The sequence below is a fragment of the Pseudomonas sp. stari2 genome (assembly GCF_040760005.1).
Lineage (GTDB): Bacteria > Pseudomonadota > Gammaproteobacteria > Pseudomonadales > Pseudomonadaceae > Aquipseudomonas.
This window is the reverse complement of sequence record NZ_CP099760.1, coordinates 3,627,606-3,643,589: the sequence shown is the minus strand read 5'-3', so window position 1 is coordinate 3,643,589 and position 15,984 is coordinate 3,627,606. Positions and strand designations below refer to the sequence as shown.

The window sequence follows — 15,984 nt, the reverse complement described above, 5'->3', positions numbered from 1 at the left end:
TGGTTATTTGTGGTGCGTTTTACCCAAGGCCTTGGCCACCAGTTGTTCGTAGAGTTCGGCGTAGGGTTCGACGGCCTTGCACCAGTTGAACGGTGCCGCCATCGCCCGGCAGCGCATGGCGTGGAGCAGGTCCGGGAAGGCGAAAACCTTGAACGCGCGGCTCAGGGCTTCGCGGTAGCTGTCAGCCGTGGACTCGTTGAACAGGAACCCGGTGACGCCGTTTTCAATGGTGTCGGCCAGCCCGCCGGTATTGCGCGCCACCGGCAACGAGCCGAAACGCTGGGCGTACATCTGGCTCAAGCCGCAAGGTTCGTAACGCGACGGCATCAGCAGGAAGTCGCTGCCGGCGAACATCCGCCGGGCATCGGTTTCATTGAAGCCGATGCGCACGCCGATCTGGCCGGGGAAACGCAGGGCCAGGTCGCGCATGGCCTGTTCTTCTTCCGGCTCGCCGCGACCGATGATCGCGATCTGGCCACCGTTCTGCACGATGTACTCGGAGACGGCTTCGGTCAGGTCCAGGCCTTTTTGATAGACCAGACGCGAGACCACGGCAAACAGCGGGCCTTCGGAGTCCTGCAGACCGAACAGTTCGCGCACGTGGGCGGCGTTGACGGCCTTGCCTTCCCAGTCGCCGATGGCGAATGGCGCGAACAGGTGCGGATCGGTGGCGGCGTCCCAGCTCTCGTCGATGCCGTTGGGGATCCCGCTGAGCAAGCCTTGCTGGGTCTTGGCGGCGAGAAAACCGTCGAGACCGCAGCCGAAATCAGGGGTGGTGATTTCCTGCGCGTAAGTGGCGCTGACCGTGGTGATGTGGCTCGAATAGGCCATGCCGGCCTTGAGGAACGACATCTTGCCGTAGAACTCCATGCCTTCCTGTTGCAGGGCATGGGCGGGAATCCCGAGTTCCGGGCACGAGCCGAGGCTGGTCACGCCTTGATAGGCGAGGTTGTGAATGGTGAACAGGGTTGGCGTGCGCTGCCCGCGCCAGTGCATGTAGGCAGGCGCCAGCCCGGCCGGCCAGTCGTGGGCGTGCACCAGATCCGGGCACCAGTGGATTTGTGCGAGGTTGGCGGCGATATCGGCGGCGGCCAGGCCCAGGCGGGCGAAACGGATGTGGTTGTCCGGCCAGTCGCGACCGTTGTTGGCGCCATAAGGGCCGCCGTCGCGGGCATAGAGTTCAGGGCAGATCAGCACATAAATGACCAGGCCGTCAGGCATGTCCATGCGCCCGATCTTGCAGGGCGGCAGCGCGGCGTGACCACCCAGTTCACCGATGATATGGATCGGATTTTCACTGTTCATTACTTGCGGGTAGCCGGGGATCAGCACCCGGACATCATGCAGATGCGCCATTGCGCGGGGCAGGGCGGCAGAAACGTCACCAAGACCGCCGGTCTTCACCAGATCGGCGATTTCCGAGGTCACGAACAACACTTTCTTCTTGTTGGGATTCTGACTGGCTACCGGTGCCAGGGTTTTTGTACCCGGGACGTTGATCGACCGGCTGCCGGGAACGCTCATGGTGCTCGATTCGCCGACCGGCTGGTGAGCACGCTCTCCCTGAATATCCAATGCCGCACTGATCATATGAATCTCCCGTTTTGTTGATCTGATTCTTGTCTTGAACAAGCGATGTCCATGGCCAAATCCTGTGGCCGGGCGCAAACGCGCCACGCATCGGTGAGCAAACGCTACCCAACACGCGCAAGCAGAATGGGTGAAGAGGCCGTTGCAAGGAATGAACCAGTCGCTTTGGCCCTGTCTTTCAGATGACCCGTGGCGATCAGCAAAAGTTTCGACAAAATTTCCGCGTTGTGACCGGTCGGTTTCGCCTCGCGAAAACCAGTCTAGGCCAGATCCTAGAGCGGGCCAGGGCAATCGGATGAATTGTTCGACAATGTGTTGCAGGGCCACGGAAACCGTGGCTTTGAGAGGGGCATCGCACCGACGAAGTGCATGTTTGGAGGGGCGGACGATGCAAAACGGTGACCGGCCGGTCACGTTTTCGGGCGCAGGGAAAGTGCGAATGCACTGTTGCGGTGCGGGCAGTTGAGTTGGCAGGCGGTCAGTGAATGCTGCTTCGCGGGCATGGACTGCCCGCGAAGCAGGTGTGGGTCAATTCAGCAGGCGGATCGGTTCTCCCGCCGACCAGGCCCGAATGTCCTCGATCATCTGCGAAAAAAATTGTTCATAGTTCTGGCGACTGACATATCCGACATGAGGCGTGGCCAGTACATTGTCCAGCGTGCGGAACGGATGCAGCGCCGGCAGCGGTTCTACATCAAACACATCCAGAGCTGCACCACCGATGCGCTGTTTCTGCAACGCCTTGATCAGCGCCGTTTCGTCGACAATCGGCCCGCGCGCGGTGTTGACCAGCAGAGCGGTCGGCTTCATCCAGTCCAGCGCCTGGGCATCGACCAGACCACGGCTGCGGTCGCTGAGCACCAGATGCACCGATAGCACGTCGGCCTGTTCGAACAATTGCTGCTTGCTGACATACGTGACCCCGGCCTGTTCGGCGCGCTCGGCGGTCAGGTTTTCGCTCCACGCAATGACACGCATGCCGAACACCTGACCGAACTGCGCCACCCGTTGGCCGATACTGCCGAGCCCTAGAATGCCGAGGGTCTTGCCATGCAGGTCGCCTCCCAGACCTTGCTGCCATTGGCCGGCACGCAGGGCATTGGCTTCATTAACCAGATTACGGGTGGCGGCCATGATCAGCGCCCAGGTCAGCTCCGGTGCGGCATGCTTGTAACTGTCGGTGCCGCAGACCTTGACTCCTAGCCGGGCGGCGGCCGGCATGTCCAGCGCTGCGTTGCGCATGCCGCCGGTGACCAGCAACTTCAGGTTCGGCAAACGCTTGAGCAGGTCTTCATCGAAGCGCGTGCGTTCGCGCATCACGCAAATCACCTCGAACCGGCCCAAGCGCTCGGCCAGTGTGGGGTTGTCCGCCGGGTACTCATGGACGAAGGTCACTTCGCCGAGACTGTTCAGCACCGACCAGTCGACCACGTCACGCGCCACGTCCTGCCAGTCATCGATCACCGCAATCTGCACCGCCATCAGCCTTGACTCCTCAACGAACGGGATTGGTTTTGTTCAGCCAGCCGAGCAGCGCCTTGTGGAACTGCGCCGGTTCTTCCATCTGCGGGGCATGGCCCAAGCCGGGGAACTCCACCAGCGTGGACTGCGGAATCAGCTTGGCGACCTGCTTGCCCAGCACCTCGTAGTGGCCGATTTTCGCTTTCACCTCGGGTGGCGCAATGTCCTTGCCGATGGCTGTGGTGTCGGAGGTCCCGATCAGCAACAGGGTCGGCATCTTCAGGTCCTTGAACTCGTAGTACACCGGCTGGGTGAAGATCATGTCGTAGATCAGCGCAGAGTTCCATGCGACCTGAGTCTTGCCCGGGCCATTGCTCAGGCCGGCGAGCATGTCCACCCAGCGGTCGAATTCAGGTTTCCAGCGACCGTCGTAATAGGTGCTGCGTTCATAGTCACGGATGCCCTGGGCGGAGACTTTCAGTTCACGCTGATACCACTGGTCAACGCTGCGATACGGTACTCCGAGGGCTTTCCAGTCTTCCAGGCCGATCGGGTTGACCAGTGCCAGTTGCTCGACCTGATCCGGGTATTGCAGGGCGTAGCGGGTGGCGAGCATGCCGCCGGTGGAGTGGCCGAGCAGGGTGGCTTTCTGGATGCCCAGCGCCTTGAGCAATTGCTGGGTGTTGGCCGCCAGTTGCTGGAACGTGTACTGGTAATGATCGGGTTTGCTGGAGGTACAGAAACCGATCTGATCCGGGGCAACCACCCGGTAACCGGCCTCGCTCAAGGCCTGGATCGAACTGTCCCAGCTAGCGCCGCAAAAATTCTTGCCATGCATCAGCACCACGGTGCGCCCGTTGGCCTTGCCGTGGGCGGCGACGTCCATGTAACCCATTTGCAGAGACTGGCCCTGGGACTGAAAGGCAAAGTGCTTGAGAGTGTAGGGATAATCGAAACCTTGCAGTTCCGGGCCGTATTGCGCGCCTTCGGCATGGGCGAACAGGGGCAGGGCAGCGGTCAACAGCAGGCCGGGCAGCCAGCGGGTCAGCGACACAGACATGGGACAACTCCACAGGAAATCGGCCGATGCTGGAACGGCCGGATTAGGGCGACGTTAAACACAGGCAATGCCCGGGCCTGAACGTTCAACCGAGCCAGCCCAGGGTGAGCATGGCCAGCACTCCATAACGGGCGCCTTTGGCCAGGGTGACGATCAACAGGAATCGCCCGAGGGGTTCGCGCATGACCCCGGCGACCAGCGTCAAGGGATCACCGATGATCGGCAGCCAACTGAGCAACAGCGACCAGTGCCCATAACGCTGATAGTGATCGCGGGCGCGGTCCAGGTGTTTCGGGCTGACCGGAAACCAGCGCCGATCCTGAAACCGCTCCAGCCCGCGTCCCAGCCACCAGTTGACCAGCGAACCGAGGACATTGCCCAGCGTCGCCAAGGCCAGCAGCCCCCACAGCCAATAGCGGTCGCTGACCAGCAACCCGACCAGCACGGCTTCCGATTGCAGCGGCAACAGCGTCGCCGCGCCAAATGCAGCGAAAAACAGTCCGAGATAACCCGCCGTCATCAATGGGCCGGGTAATCCGCCACCACTACATCGGAACCGTCCTTCTTCAGGCCGATCACCTGATAGGCATCGCTCATGCCGTCCATTTCCATCCCCGGCGAGCCCATCGGCATGCCCGGCGCTGCGACTCCGAGCAGGTCGTCACGCTTGCTCAGTGCCAGCACCTGTTCCGCCGGGACATGGCCTTCGACGAATTTGCCGTTGATGATTGCCGTGTGGCAGGAGGCGAGGCGTGGGGGCACACCGTGTTGTTGCTTGAAGCTGCTCATGTCCGCTTCGACATGATCTTCGACCTTGAAGCCGTTGGCTTGCAGATGGCTGATCCATTTTTTGCAGCAGCCGCAGTTGGCGTCGCGGTGGACTTCGATCGGAATGAGGTCGGCGGCTTGCGCCAGGGAGGAAAGGAGCAGGGCGCTCAGGGCGGCCAGACGCAGAGGGTTTTTCATGCAGGGTTCTCGACTCGGGTGACGGTCAAAAAGACGCATTTTGACCGGTTTTTCCGACCGGGCATCAACGGAGTGTTTCCAGTTGATACAAGGCAGGCTGTCAGCATGATCGTAGATCAAAGCTGACAGCCTCCTGAGTGCGAGATGACAAATCCGTCAGATGACCTTGAACCGCCCCATGATCGCACTCACCCGGCTGTTGGCTTCCAGCAACTGGCGGGTGTTGGTTTCGCTGGCCTGGCCGCTTTGTACCAGCTCATCCACCATGTGGCGGATCTGCACCATGCTGCGGTTGATCTCTTCGGTGACGGCGCTCTGCTGTTCGGCGGCGGTGGCGATCTGGGCGCTGAGGCTGTTGATGTGGCTGACGGAACCGGCCATGTCATCGAGACCTGTGGTAACCCGGGCGGTGGCATCGGCAGCGGACTGGCAACTGGCCTGGGTGTTTTCCATGGCGCTGACCGAAGAGCTCACACCCTGGGTCAGGCGGGCCAGCATTTCGTTGATTTCCGAGGTACTGGCCTGGGTGCGGGCGGCGAGGGCGCGTACCTCATCGGCGACCACGGCGAAACCGCGGCCCTGTTCACCGGCGCGGGCGGCTTCGATGGCGGCGTTCAGCGCAAGCAGGTTGGTCTGGCCGGCGATGGCGCCGATCACACCGAGGATTTCGGTAATGCGCTGGGCGTCCTGTTGCATGTTTTCGACTTTGTGAGTGGCACTGGCCACTTCATCGATCAGCGCCACGACACTGCTGGTCGCTTCACCCACCACGACCCGTGAGCGGTCGGCATTTTCGTTGGCACGCTGGGTAAACGCAGCGGTTTCGGCAGCGTTCTGCGCAACGCTTTCTGCGGTGGAACTCATCTCGTTGATGGCGGTGACGGTCTGGTCGGTTTCCGAGGCGTGGCGCAACAGGATCTGGCTGGTGTGTGCCGAGGTGCGTTGCAGGTTGTCGAGGCTCGAAGCCATGGCGCCGGTGGCCTGGGTGACTTCGCCGATCATGTTCTGCAGATAGGCGATGAAGGTGTTGACCGAGTGACCGATCGCGCCGAGTTCGTCTTCGGCGCGGATGGTGATACGGCGGGTCAGGTCGGCATCGCCGCTGGACAGCGAATCAATGTTGGCCTTGAGCGCTTTCATGCGCGCAACCAGTTGGCGAATCGCGTAGACCTGCAGCAGCACCAGCAGGAACACCAGCGGAATCTGCAACAGGCTGAGGCTGCTGAGTACGTCGTCACGTTGCGCGGTGAGCATTTTGGTCGGCAGTGCAGTGGCGAGGAACCACGGCGTGCCTTCGATCGGGCGCATGAAGAAAGTGCTGGCTTCACCGTTGTTGTCGAACTCGACGCGCTGGGCCTGATCACGTTGTTGCAGGCCAGCTTTTACCTGGCTGGCGAACGGTGAACTGCCGGCAAGCTCGCTGATATTTTTCAACACGATCGGGCCATTGATGCGCGAGCTGTTACTGATGATCTTGCCGTCGGCCTCGACGATCAGCATTTCGGCGCTGAGGTCTTTTTCCTTGCGCGCTACCAGGTCGTTGAAGAAGCCCAGCGTCACGTCGATGGTCGACACGCCCCAGGTCGTACCGTTTTTCTGAATGGCCATGGCGCAGTTGGTGCGCGGCTCGGCGCTGGCATCATCTTTATAGGCAGCGGCCCAGGCGCACTGGCCGCGCGGGGTTTGCAGGCCGCCCTTGTACCAGCTCTGGTCGTAATAGTTGGGGGCTGCGTCGCTGTTCCAGAAAGTGTTCACAGCGAGTTTGCCGGAGCTGTCGCGGTGCCAGAAGGTGCTGAACTTGTTACGTCCCGCCTCACGCTGGCCGGGCAATGGCCAGATACCACCGCCGAACACTTTCAGTTCGCCGTACTGATCCACCAGCCCCGGCAGCACGGTATCGATGGCCGCGCTGTCGAGCAGCGGGATGGTCTGGGTGATGCTGCGCTGCTGCGACTGAACCTTGTTCAGTTCGCCCTGGATCTGCTCGGCGACCTCAGCGATACGATTAAGTACAACCTGCTCTTCGGTATGTCGCAGTTTGGGCGCGACCAGTTGGCTGATGCCGACCACCGTCAACACCGACAGCAACAGAATGAAAAGAACCAGAAACAGCGTGTAGCGAGCCTGAATGGTACGGAATGCGGGCATGGAGACCGGTCCTTGAGCAGCGTTTCTTATTAGGGGCGAGGAGTAAAACAGTAGGGGTATCCCTTACGTATCGTCGCGCTGCGACGAAGCTTTAGGTACTCACGTGCTAAAAAACTTTGAAACGCTGACAGGCAAGTAACAAACCCGACACATGCAAACTAACCAGCCCGTTCGTTAGAGCAAAAAGCCGATTTTCGCCGACCTGGCCAGACGGCTCTGGCTCAACATCTGCGGGCCTTGCAGTGCTTTGTATCGAGAATGTACAAAATTTGTAAAAAAATGAAAAACAGATTGGTGCCTTCAGTTTGCCGGCCGATACTCCGGACAACTCAAGACGTTCCACAAGGATATTTTCATGTTCTTTTCGCAAGGAGCACGCTCATGACCGTTGGTTATACCGGCGCGTGGCAGCCCAAGGCAGGTTTGCTGGTTCGAGATGCAGGGAGCTCGGGCAAACCGGTTTCTCAAAGCGTAAAGGTCAAGCAGATGCTGGCCCTGGTCGGCAACGACCCCACCGTTCTCAATACGGCGGAAATGGACAAGCAGCGTTTGCACAAGAACATCAAGGGATTCGATCCGGAAAACGTCTCTCCCAAGCAGTTGGGCAAACTGGCGGATTTCCTGCGCAGTCGGGGCCTTATTTCCGAAGTGACCTCGATGACACTGCTCAATGCCGGTGACAAGTTCGATCGCTTCGGCATTCAGAAAGACCCGGATGCCAAGTTCAATGCGCTGGAATATTTCGCCACGCAACTGGACACCATCAACAACAACAGCCTCAAGGGCAACAAGTACGCCAATACATTGATCCCGGAGTACAAGAAAGCCATTTATGTGCTGCAGAGCCTGAAAACCTACGGACAGGGCGGTGAACGTGCGCCTCCGACCGACAAAGGTGTCAGCGCCAAGGCATGACCCTGCAACGACAAGCCCCCGACAAGGGGGCTTGTTGTTATTGCGCCACGCTCGCCTTTTTCCCTTGCAGGTCATCGTGCAGCCGCTGCATCTGCGGGCAAATCAACGTCAGCGAGGGTGGTTTTGCGCCGCGATGAAACAACGCCAGCCATCCTGCACCTCGTTCATCCGGCGCCAGTCCGATGAACACGAAACCCGCCGTCGTCAGCGCGTGGCAAGCGCTATCAAACCCCTGCGCCAGCCTCAGCCGGATTGAAATGAGCCAATGCACCGGCAGTTCCTGCAACTGCTTGAGCAAACAGCTATCAAGTGCCTTGAAAGTCCCTTCATATCGATCCCACCGCTGTTCAAGATGCACCGGTTCGCCCACCCATGGCGCGACCCTTTCCTGCGTCCCGAACACACTGCACATCTGCTGCATGAAGTCTCTACAGCTGTCGGGCCATGCCAGGGCTGGAAGCGGCCGCCGGTTTCCATCGATGGGCAGGTACCCGATGACGAGCGACTCCCGTGCCGAGGCGTCATGCGGAGACGGGACACCGTCGGGCAGCCATCCCGTATTGTGAAAGCCGAGGCAGGCTGCCATGCGCTGGGTGTAGGGGTGACAGGTCACCTGTTTGATCGTCACGCCCCGGCATCCCAGCGCCTGGGCATGGATCAACAGTTGGTGGCCCAGACGGGTGGCAATACTCTGACCCCGGGTTTGCGGGTCAACCACGCTGAGTGCCAATTCTGCGAGACGTGAGTCTTTGGCGCGAATCAATGTCGCGTGTCCCACTACATTATTTTCGGCTACCGCCACCAGCGAGTGCCAATGACCTTGCGCATGGTTGCGGTCAATCATGCAGGGCAGATAAACGTGGGCCTGGGCATAGAGATCGCCATAGATTTTGCGAAACAGCCTGCTCACGGCTTTTGCGTCGCTGTTGCGGTAGTTCCGCAGTGTTACGCGCTCCATCAGCGAAGATCCGCACGGGGGTTGTTGTAGACACGCAGATCCAGCACACGCTGGCGCTTGCCGGAGCGTGGGTGGCGTGTCAGGTCCTGAACAGTGCAACAGTCAATCCGTAAATCCAGCAGATGATCGGCGTTCAATTGCGAAATCAACGGATAGCGCTCGATCAATGCGCTGCGCAGCATCCGCTCTGACTCCGGCGACCCGGGTCCCACGGCATCCGGAGCCCATTTCAGGGTCAGGACGTCTTTTGTCCCGGTCTGCTCGATTACCAGCTGCCAGTCGTCACTGCGGGTGATGCGTTGCACGGTATCGCCGATTTCATCGGGCAGCAGTGTCAGGATTCCCACCCTGACTCGCTGGCTGTCGGCGCTGCGGCCCATCAACGCGAATTTACGTGCAGGCGTCCGGTCGAGCTCTCGCCAACAGGCGCGGTCGCCAACCGGGTAACGAATCAGCGGCATCAGCCGCCGGGTGAGATTGGTCATCACCAGGCGTCCTGTGCGATCGCATTTTTCGATGACTTCTCCGGTCTGTTCGTCGAGGATTTCCAGCACGCTGTGGCCCTGGGTCATCCGGTGTTCGCCCAAGGCACAGTCAGGATGGCTGGCGCCGATGAAGCCGGCATCGACACTGGCGTAGCCCATGGAGGCGACGCGCACGTTGGGGAATACCCGGCCGAGCAGTTGCAACTGCGCCGGGAACAGGCTTTCACCGCCGTAGAGCAGGCATTCGACGCGCTCCAGCCGACGTCCCTGATGTTCCAGCCACGCGGCAAAAGTCAACAAATGCGCAGGTAATCCTGCGAGTACATTGATCCGATACCGGGAAATCGAATCGGCCAGCACGGCCGAATCAACATGGCCAGTGAACGGGAACTCCACGACGCCCGGCTGAGTGTGGGCCAGGGTGTCGTGAGTGAAGATGAAACTGGCATACAGGTCGCCGGAAAAAAACAGGTTGGCGACCCGGTCGCCCTTGTTCAATTGCACGTTGAGACTGCGACCGAAATCCTCGGCCAGCGTTTGCCATTCGCCGCGTTCGAAGACCGACAATTTGCCATCGCTGGTGGTCCCTCCGGTTTTGAAAACCAATGCGTTGCCGAGAGCCGCGGTCAGCACCGGCCAGCGGTCGAGGTCCTGGCTGCCTTTCCAGTAATGCGCAGGGTCAATCACCGGCAAATCGGTCAGCGCCGTTATCTGCTCGGGCACGCCGGCAAAGTGTCTGGCGTAAAAGCTTGAATGCTGACGCGCAAAAGCTACCAGCTCCTGCAATTCATTCCTTGGGTTCATGGTGTGCTCCTTGCAGAACAGAGGAGGCGCAAGCTCCTCGGTTATCGATCAGCAGCGACGTCTTACCGCTGTGTTTGTTTCGGGTGAGTCTGTCGACGGCGCACATTTCAGCGTCGACCGTCAGCAGACCGGTCCGAACAAGCGTCGCCAGCGTCGGGTAGTTCAGTAGTCGTTGCTGGACGTCTTGTGGCTCGCGTGTGCTTCGAAATCTCATGCGCTCCAACCCATCGGGGGCATGTTCGAGGATCACCTGGAACTCGGTTTGCAGGTGCTGCGTGAGCGTCGACAGGCAGATGAAATCGGTCCCGATGCGCACCAGTCGGCCATGGCGCTGAAGCAGCTCGAAACGGGACGACGCCAGACCACATTCACATCGACCGGAAAGCCAGCGACCGCTATCGCCGACGTCATAACGTTGAACGTCCTGACCTTCCCGTGCGAGTGAGGTGAACACCAGTCGCCCGGTTTCGTTGTCACGGACGGGTCGATCAGCCTCGAACTCGACAATCTCCAGGTGCTGGATATCACTCATCAGATGAAACACACCATCGGCCGTGGCTGCACACGCGTGACCGAGCGGGCCGGCGTCGACGCTGCCATAGATCGCCGAACGGATCAGGGTGACGCCGCAGTCCTGCATCAGTTGGCGGCACTGTTCGCTGAGGTGTTCGCCACCGAGGAATACTTTTTCAATCCCGCCATAGGCGCGCAGGTGCGTTTGTTCGTTAAGAAACAGTCGGTGCAAGGTACTAGGCATGCCGATCAGCGTGTTTACCCGCTGATCGACGATCAATTGCGCAATCTCACGGTAATCGTCGTCGGCCGGGGCGCCCATCGGCAGGTGAGTGACGTCCAGTTGTTCCAGCACTTTGGCGAAACTGAAAAAACCGCCATACAAACCGCCACTGAAAAACAGGTTCATCACCCGATCGCGGCGTGGATCGAGACCGGCCGCAAACAGGCCATCGGCCGTAGCGCGCATCTGCTGGTGGAAGTCGCGATAGCTGAAGCCCGACAGCGCCGGTATGCCGCTGCTGCCGCCGGACCGAAAATACAGCTGGGCCGAAGGGTTGATCGGCTGTGCGACGAAGTCATCCTTGCTCGTGATCGACAGACCCGCGAGGCATGGCTGTGGCGACGGGCTATGGAGTGTGGCGTGGGTGGTAAGCTTTGTCGGCGACAGGCTCAACGAAACTCGCCGGCTCAAGCGCTGCAAGGCATAGACGCCGTCATGGGGTTCGCCATCGTAGCCATCGTGAATGGCTTCCATCGGCGTAATCCGGGTGACACCGCCGGCGATCAACGTCTGTGAAAGTTCTGCGATCTGTTGCTCCGGGCAGATCAGAGCGCAGCTTTGCAGCACGTTTCGCCATGACAGCAAAGTCTCGGCGATCAGCCTGCGCGGCAGTGGATTGAGCCGCAGGCTGCGAAACAGCGGCGAAGGTCTCAATTGCTGCTCATGGGTCCAGATCACCCGCCAGCCCGGTGCCGTCCAGACCGCTCCCGCCACGTTGGCGAAACTGTGTGCAAGCCTGGCCATGGCCGTGTCGGTGGTGATTTGCGAGGCTTCCTGAAGGGTTGGCAGCAATGGTGGCCATTGCCCCGCACGGCGGCTGAACGCTTCGGCCAGACCCTCGCCGATACCGCGCAGTACGGTCTCATCGTCGCTGTCCACCAACAACCATTGCGGGCTCGAGCACGCTTGCTGATCGAGTCGGCAGACTTCGTCCACCACCGCATCCAGCGCCTGAGGCGAGGCGGCGTCCGGCGTCAGATAAACGAAGCTGATGCGATGTCCCCAAGCGATCCAGCGGCATCCGGCAGGGATTTGCTGGCGAATCGCGTACAGGGCCGATTCACCACCCCAGGCCGAGACGCCGTTGGCCCATTGGCACAACTGGCCGATTTGTGCGGTGCTTGCCGGAACGACAGCGACATGCCCCGCGAGTTGGCCGCTGGGGTCACATTGCGTCAGCGCGTGGAGCAATTGCGCGGTCAGGCCCTGATCGCTGCTACTGGGGCGCAGCCAGTTGACGTTGCCGGCCAACAGACTTTCGATCACTGCGCAGAACGCCAGAAGTGCCGCGTTGCCGGGGGTGATGTGGACCACCAGGCCCAGCGGGCTCCAGCGCTCGAAACGTGGTTGGCGATAATCGAAGCGCCGCAGCGCCGCGGGTTGATCGCCGAGCTCCCGTTCAAGTTTGCGCTGCAGTCCTTGAGGCTGGCAGAACTCGATCAGTGACTGACGTTGTTCGGCGTCCAGCGGCAGGGCCAGGCTGACATCGCCCAACCGGAGGGCGAACGCGGCGGCTGCATGGATGACCGTCTCACTGTGCAGAGGCGAGTTCAGGCGTTGGGGCAAGGCATGACGCAACTGATCCAGCGCGTTATCGAATCCGAAGTCAGCGTGAAGTTGTCCATTGATCAGGTACATATCAGTGCCTCCCCAAGAGTTCGGACGCCGCCATCGCGCAGCTTCTGCCTGCGGTGGTGGCGGCGCGGCCATGCAGTTCGAACCAGTCGCTGTCCAGACCGCAGCCGCAGTTTGCGCCGGGGTGCAGGGTGACGAGGTCGCTCATGACCACCGCATGGGCGGGGCTCGAAGAAATGTAGGGCGAGACCGCACTCAGCAGCCCCGGGCGACCATAGGGCAGGACGGTGAAATCGGAGGGGCTACGCACAAATACCTTCGAATAGACCGGAACATGGAAATGATGGTGAGCGCATTCGAGGTAAGGCACCGGATGCTCGACCGCACCGTAACCGTCCCGGCAGCGGGCGATGTCTATTCCCAATTGCTGGTGGATACGCTCGTAAAGCTGCCTGCGCGGGATCTCCTGTGCGGCGCTGGTTTTCCAGCCGCCGCCAAACAGAGTCAGTGAATCCGCTGCCAGTTGCAGATCGGCCACGCCGATGGTCTGCATGCGTTGCAGGGTTTGCCAGAGAAATGCAGGAAACCCGAAGATCCGCACCGGCAAGCCTTCTTCGGCAAAGGACTGCAACGCCGAGATGACGCCGAAGCCGTCGAACTCATGGCCGCCACCGGTCCGGCGCAAGGCGTAAGCCACGCGGTTGACCGGGGCGAACCGGCACAGGAACTGGTCGGTGAACGACGTTCCCAAGGTAATGCTGGCTTCAGGCTCGTAGCTCAGCAGCAAGTAGTTGCACGGCGTTTGCGGACTGTCCCAGCCATAGTGGTGGAAGATCCGTTCGACCATGTATTGGGCGGCGGCCAGACTGCGCTTGTCATAACGCATGCGGCTTTTTTGGCCGTTGGTGCCTGACGACGTCAACTCAAGTGCGTGTGTACCGGTCGGGCTGAGCAACTGTTGCTGTTTGAAAAAACTGGCGAAGATCGGCGGCAGGCGCGACCAGTCGTCGAGGCTGCCCAGATCCGCCACGGTCATTCCGTTGGCGTTCAACCAGTGTTCATACCCAGGCGTGTGTTCACTGTGAAAGCGGCTGATTTCGGCCATGGCCTGGTCGAAAAGCCCCGATGGCAAAGAATCCGGGCAATAGGGTCGCGACAACGCACAGAGCGCGTCACTGTGGGGGAAATGGAACATCAGGCGTCCTTATTGATGTGTCGAAGAGGCGGTTTCTGTCGGAGGTTCTCGCAGAAACCGGTACAAGAGAGGCAGGCTCAGCAGCCCACCCAGTGCTGCCCAAAGGGCAAAGGATTCGAGACGGGCGCCGCCACCGATTGCCGCGATAAGCGAACCGCCGGTGCCCATCACTGCAATCGAGATCATGCCCACCGCGGCCGAGACCAGGCCTTTGATGTCATCGCTGGAAAACAGCGCCAGCCGATACAGCGCGGCATTGCTCATGCCCAACCCCACCGCGTACAGCGCGAGGCCGGCAATCAGCAAACCGAGGGACAGATTGGTCAGAGCGCCCGCCATTAGCGTCAGCAGCCCAAGGCAAAACGGCCATAGCGCCAGACGAATCAGGTGCGGTAATTCACGTGATACCAACAGTCGGTCAAGAATAAGATTTCCAGCGATGACCGCTGCGAAAATCGGGATCTGCCACAAAGCGTATTCACGCGTAGACAAGCCAAGCCGCTGGATCAGCAGCAGTGGAGAGAGCCCGATCCAGGCGATCAGCGGCAGGCTCATTAGCCCAAGCGCAAGGCTTGCGCCGAGGAATCTCGGGTTGCGCAACAAGGCCAGGTATCGGTGAAGCGTCTGGCGCCAGGACAACGGAATCGGCGCCTGCTGGCCGCCATCACGGCGAACCACCCCGATGGTTTCCGGCATACAGACGTAGAGCCCGGCCCACGTGATGGCGGCGGCCAGGCCCAGGGCCAGGAACAGTTCGCGCCAGCTCAGCCATTCCAGCAGCAGACTGCCAAGCAAAGGGCCAAGCAGCGGCGACAGCAGCGCCACGTTGCCAAGCAGCGCCATGAGCCGCACGGCATCGGCCTCGCAGAACACTTCCTGAAGTGCGGGATAACTGACAGCCACCACGAACCCCAGTCCCATGCCTTGCAGTAGCCGCAATGCATTGAAGACATCAATGCCGGTTGTGGCGATTGCAGCCAGGCAGTTCATGGCGAAGAGCGCGCAACCGATGAGCAACACGAGGCGACGGCCATACCGGTCGGACAGTGGCCCGATGAGCCATTGCAGGCAGACGCCTCCGATCAGGTACAGATTGAAAGCAGTGGGGATATGCCGTGGGTCGGCGCCGAGGTCTTCGGTGACGGTCAACATGGCCGGCATGATCATGTCGCTGGCCATGTAGGTCAGCCACTCGAACAGCGTTATGGCCAGACAGAAGCCAAGCGTTTTTAGCGGCGGGAGATCGATGAGTGTTCTTTGCATGCGCTTCCATGGCCTTCAAAGGGGAGAGCGCAAAGGGTAGGGGCGTGGCGTGGCGTGTTCCTACATCGTTGCTGCGACGTTGTATGTCGCAGCTTTGCAGGGTATTGCCGAAGGCTGATTACTGACTGCTGCTGGCGAAGCGTCCGACATTTTGAGGGCAAGATATACGGAAAATGCCCACATCCTCGTGGGCATTTTTTACGGGCGTTCAATCAATTGTTGCATTTGAAGAAGCGGATATCAGTGTCGTTCAAATCTCGGGGTTACCGATGTTGGTAATAGCCTGGACCGGGCGCGCCATAGTAGCGATGGTCGCCATGCCAGCCGCCGTGGGGGAAAATAATGCAGCCGCTCAACGTGAGCAGGGCCAATACAGGAATCAGCCAGGTGATTCGACGCAGCATTTCAAAAGTCCTCATGGTTAACGCCGCATGGAGCCAAAGCTCTTCATCGGCTGTAACATGAGACCCCGTTTGCAGCCGCGCATCCCCGTGACACGGTATGCCCATGGCATGAAAGCCGATACAAACCCGATACATTTGAAAGTTTCAGGAATTCGCAATGACTCAGTCGCAACGTTTGAAATACTCGATTCTGATCGCCCTTACCGTACTGGCGATCATGTTCGGCCTGTCCTGGCTGCAGAACGCCGGGATGATCAGCGAAAAAGTGTTCCAGTACATCGCCATTGGCGTGGCGGTGGTCGTGGTGGTGATCAACGGAGTGATGCGCCGCAAGGTCAAACCCTGACGGCGCTCCAGAAGGGAA

The 15,984-nt window shown here is 60.2% G+C and carries 14 protein-coding genes; 2 read left to right on the top strand and 12 right to left on the bottom strand.

The window, feature by feature from the left end:
- Window positions 1–3 precede the first annotated feature (3 nt).
- The 6 genes from glgA to NH234_RS16345 all read right to left on the bottom strand — a co-directional run bounded on the left by glgA (window position 4) and on the right by NH234_RS16345 (window position 7,225).
- On the bottom strand, window positions 4–1,590 hold the full coding sequence (gene glgA / locus NH234_RS16370) for a glycogen synthase GlgA (protein ID WP_085731125.1): 1,587 nt from the start codon (window positions 1,588–1,590) through the stop codon (window positions 4–6).
- A gap of 528 nt (window positions 1,591–2,118) precedes the next feature.
- Entirely contained in the window at window positions 2,119–3,072 is a 954-nt protein-coding gene (locus tag NH234_RS16365) for a D-2-hydroxyacid dehydrogenase family protein (protein ID WP_085731124.1), read from the bottom strand.
- Between the two features lie 13 nt (window positions 3,073–3,085).
- Window positions 3,086–4,111 carry an alpha/beta fold hydrolase gene (locus tag NH234_RS16360; RefSeq protein ID WP_367253390.1) on the bottom strand — a complete coding sequence of 342 codons (1,026 nt, stop codon included), beginning with the start codon at window positions 4,109–4,111 and terminating at the stop codon, window positions 3,086–3,088.
- Window positions 4,112–4,196: 85 nt separating this feature from the next.
- Window positions 4,197–4,631 carry a YqaA family protein gene (locus tag NH234_RS16355; RefSeq protein WP_367253389.1) on the bottom strand — a complete coding sequence of 145 codons (435 nt, stop codon included), beginning with the start codon at window positions 4,629–4,631 and terminating at the stop codon, window positions 4,197–4,199.
- The gene (locus NH234_RS16350) at window positions 4,631–5,077 is read right to left on the bottom strand and encodes a DUF411 domain-containing protein (protein WP_085731272.1); all 447 of its coding nucleotides are present in this window, start codon (window positions 5,075–5,077) and stop codon (window positions 4,631–4,633) included. Before NH234_RS16350 ends, NH234_RS16355 begins: the two co-directional genes overlap by 1 nt.
- Window positions 5,078–5,233: 156 nt before the next feature.
- Window positions 5,234–7,225 carry a methyl-accepting chemotaxis protein gene (locus NH234_RS16345; RefSeq protein ID WP_367253388.1) on the bottom strand — a complete coding sequence of 664 codons (1,992 nt, stop codon included), beginning with the start codon at window positions 7,223–7,225 and terminating at the stop codon, window positions 5,234–5,236.
- A 381-nt stretch (window positions 7,226–7,606) separates the two neighbouring features.
- On the opposite strand from NH234_RS16345, the gene NH234_RS16340 reads away from it, so the two are divergent.
- Window positions 7,607–8,140, top strand: coding sequence for a hypothetical protein (locus tag NH234_RS16340; RefSeq protein WP_085731120.1), 534 nt, complete (start codon window positions 7,607–7,609; stop codon window positions 8,138–8,140).
- 37 nt (window positions 8,141–8,177) lie between these two features.
- On the opposite strand, the gene NH234_RS16335 is transcribed toward NH234_RS16340, so the two are convergent.
- The 6 genes from NH234_RS16335 to NH234_RS16310 form a co-directional block, all read right to left on the bottom strand.
- Entirely contained in the window at window positions 8,178–9,098 is a 921-nt protein-coding gene (locus tag NH234_RS16335; RefSeq protein WP_367253387.1) for a GNAT family N-acetyltransferase, read from the bottom strand.
- A complete protein-coding gene (locus NH234_RS16330) occupies window positions 9,098–10,387 on the bottom strand; it encodes a phenylacetate--CoA ligase family protein (RefSeq protein ID WP_367253386.1) in 1,290 nt (429 codons plus the stop codon). Before NH234_RS16330 ends, NH234_RS16335 begins: the two co-directional genes overlap by 1 nt.
- Window positions 10,371–12,821 carry an aldehyde dehydrogenase family protein gene (locus tag NH234_RS16325; protein ID WP_367253385.1) on the bottom strand — a complete coding sequence of 817 codons (2,451 nt, stop codon included), beginning with the start codon at window positions 12,819–12,821 and terminating at the stop codon, window positions 10,371–10,373. Before NH234_RS16325 ends, NH234_RS16330 begins: the two co-directional genes overlap by 17 nt.
- Window position 12,822: 1 nt before the next feature.
- Entirely contained in the window at window positions 12,823–13,953 is a 1,131-nt protein-coding gene (locus tag NH234_RS16320) for an acyl-protein synthase (protein WP_367253384.1), read from the bottom strand.
- A gap of 9 nt (window positions 13,954–13,962) precedes the next feature.
- Window positions 13,963–15,216, bottom strand: a complete 1,254-nt coding sequence (locus NH234_RS16315; protein ID WP_367253383.1) for an MFS transporter — start codon at window positions 15,214–15,216, stop codon at window positions 13,963–13,965.
- Window positions 15,217–15,479: 263 nt separating this feature from the next.
- Entirely contained in the window at window positions 15,480–15,620 is a 141-nt protein-coding gene (locus NH234_RS16310; protein ID WP_170929569.1) for a hypothetical protein, read from the bottom strand.
- A gap of 157 nt (window positions 15,621–15,777) precedes the next feature.
- Between NH234_RS16310 and NH234_RS16305 the strand changes: the two genes are divergently transcribed.
- Entirely contained in the window at window positions 15,778–15,966 is a 189-nt protein-coding gene (locus NH234_RS16305; protein WP_085731114.1) for a hypothetical protein, read from the top strand.
- Window positions 15,967–15,984 lie beyond the last annotated feature (18 nt).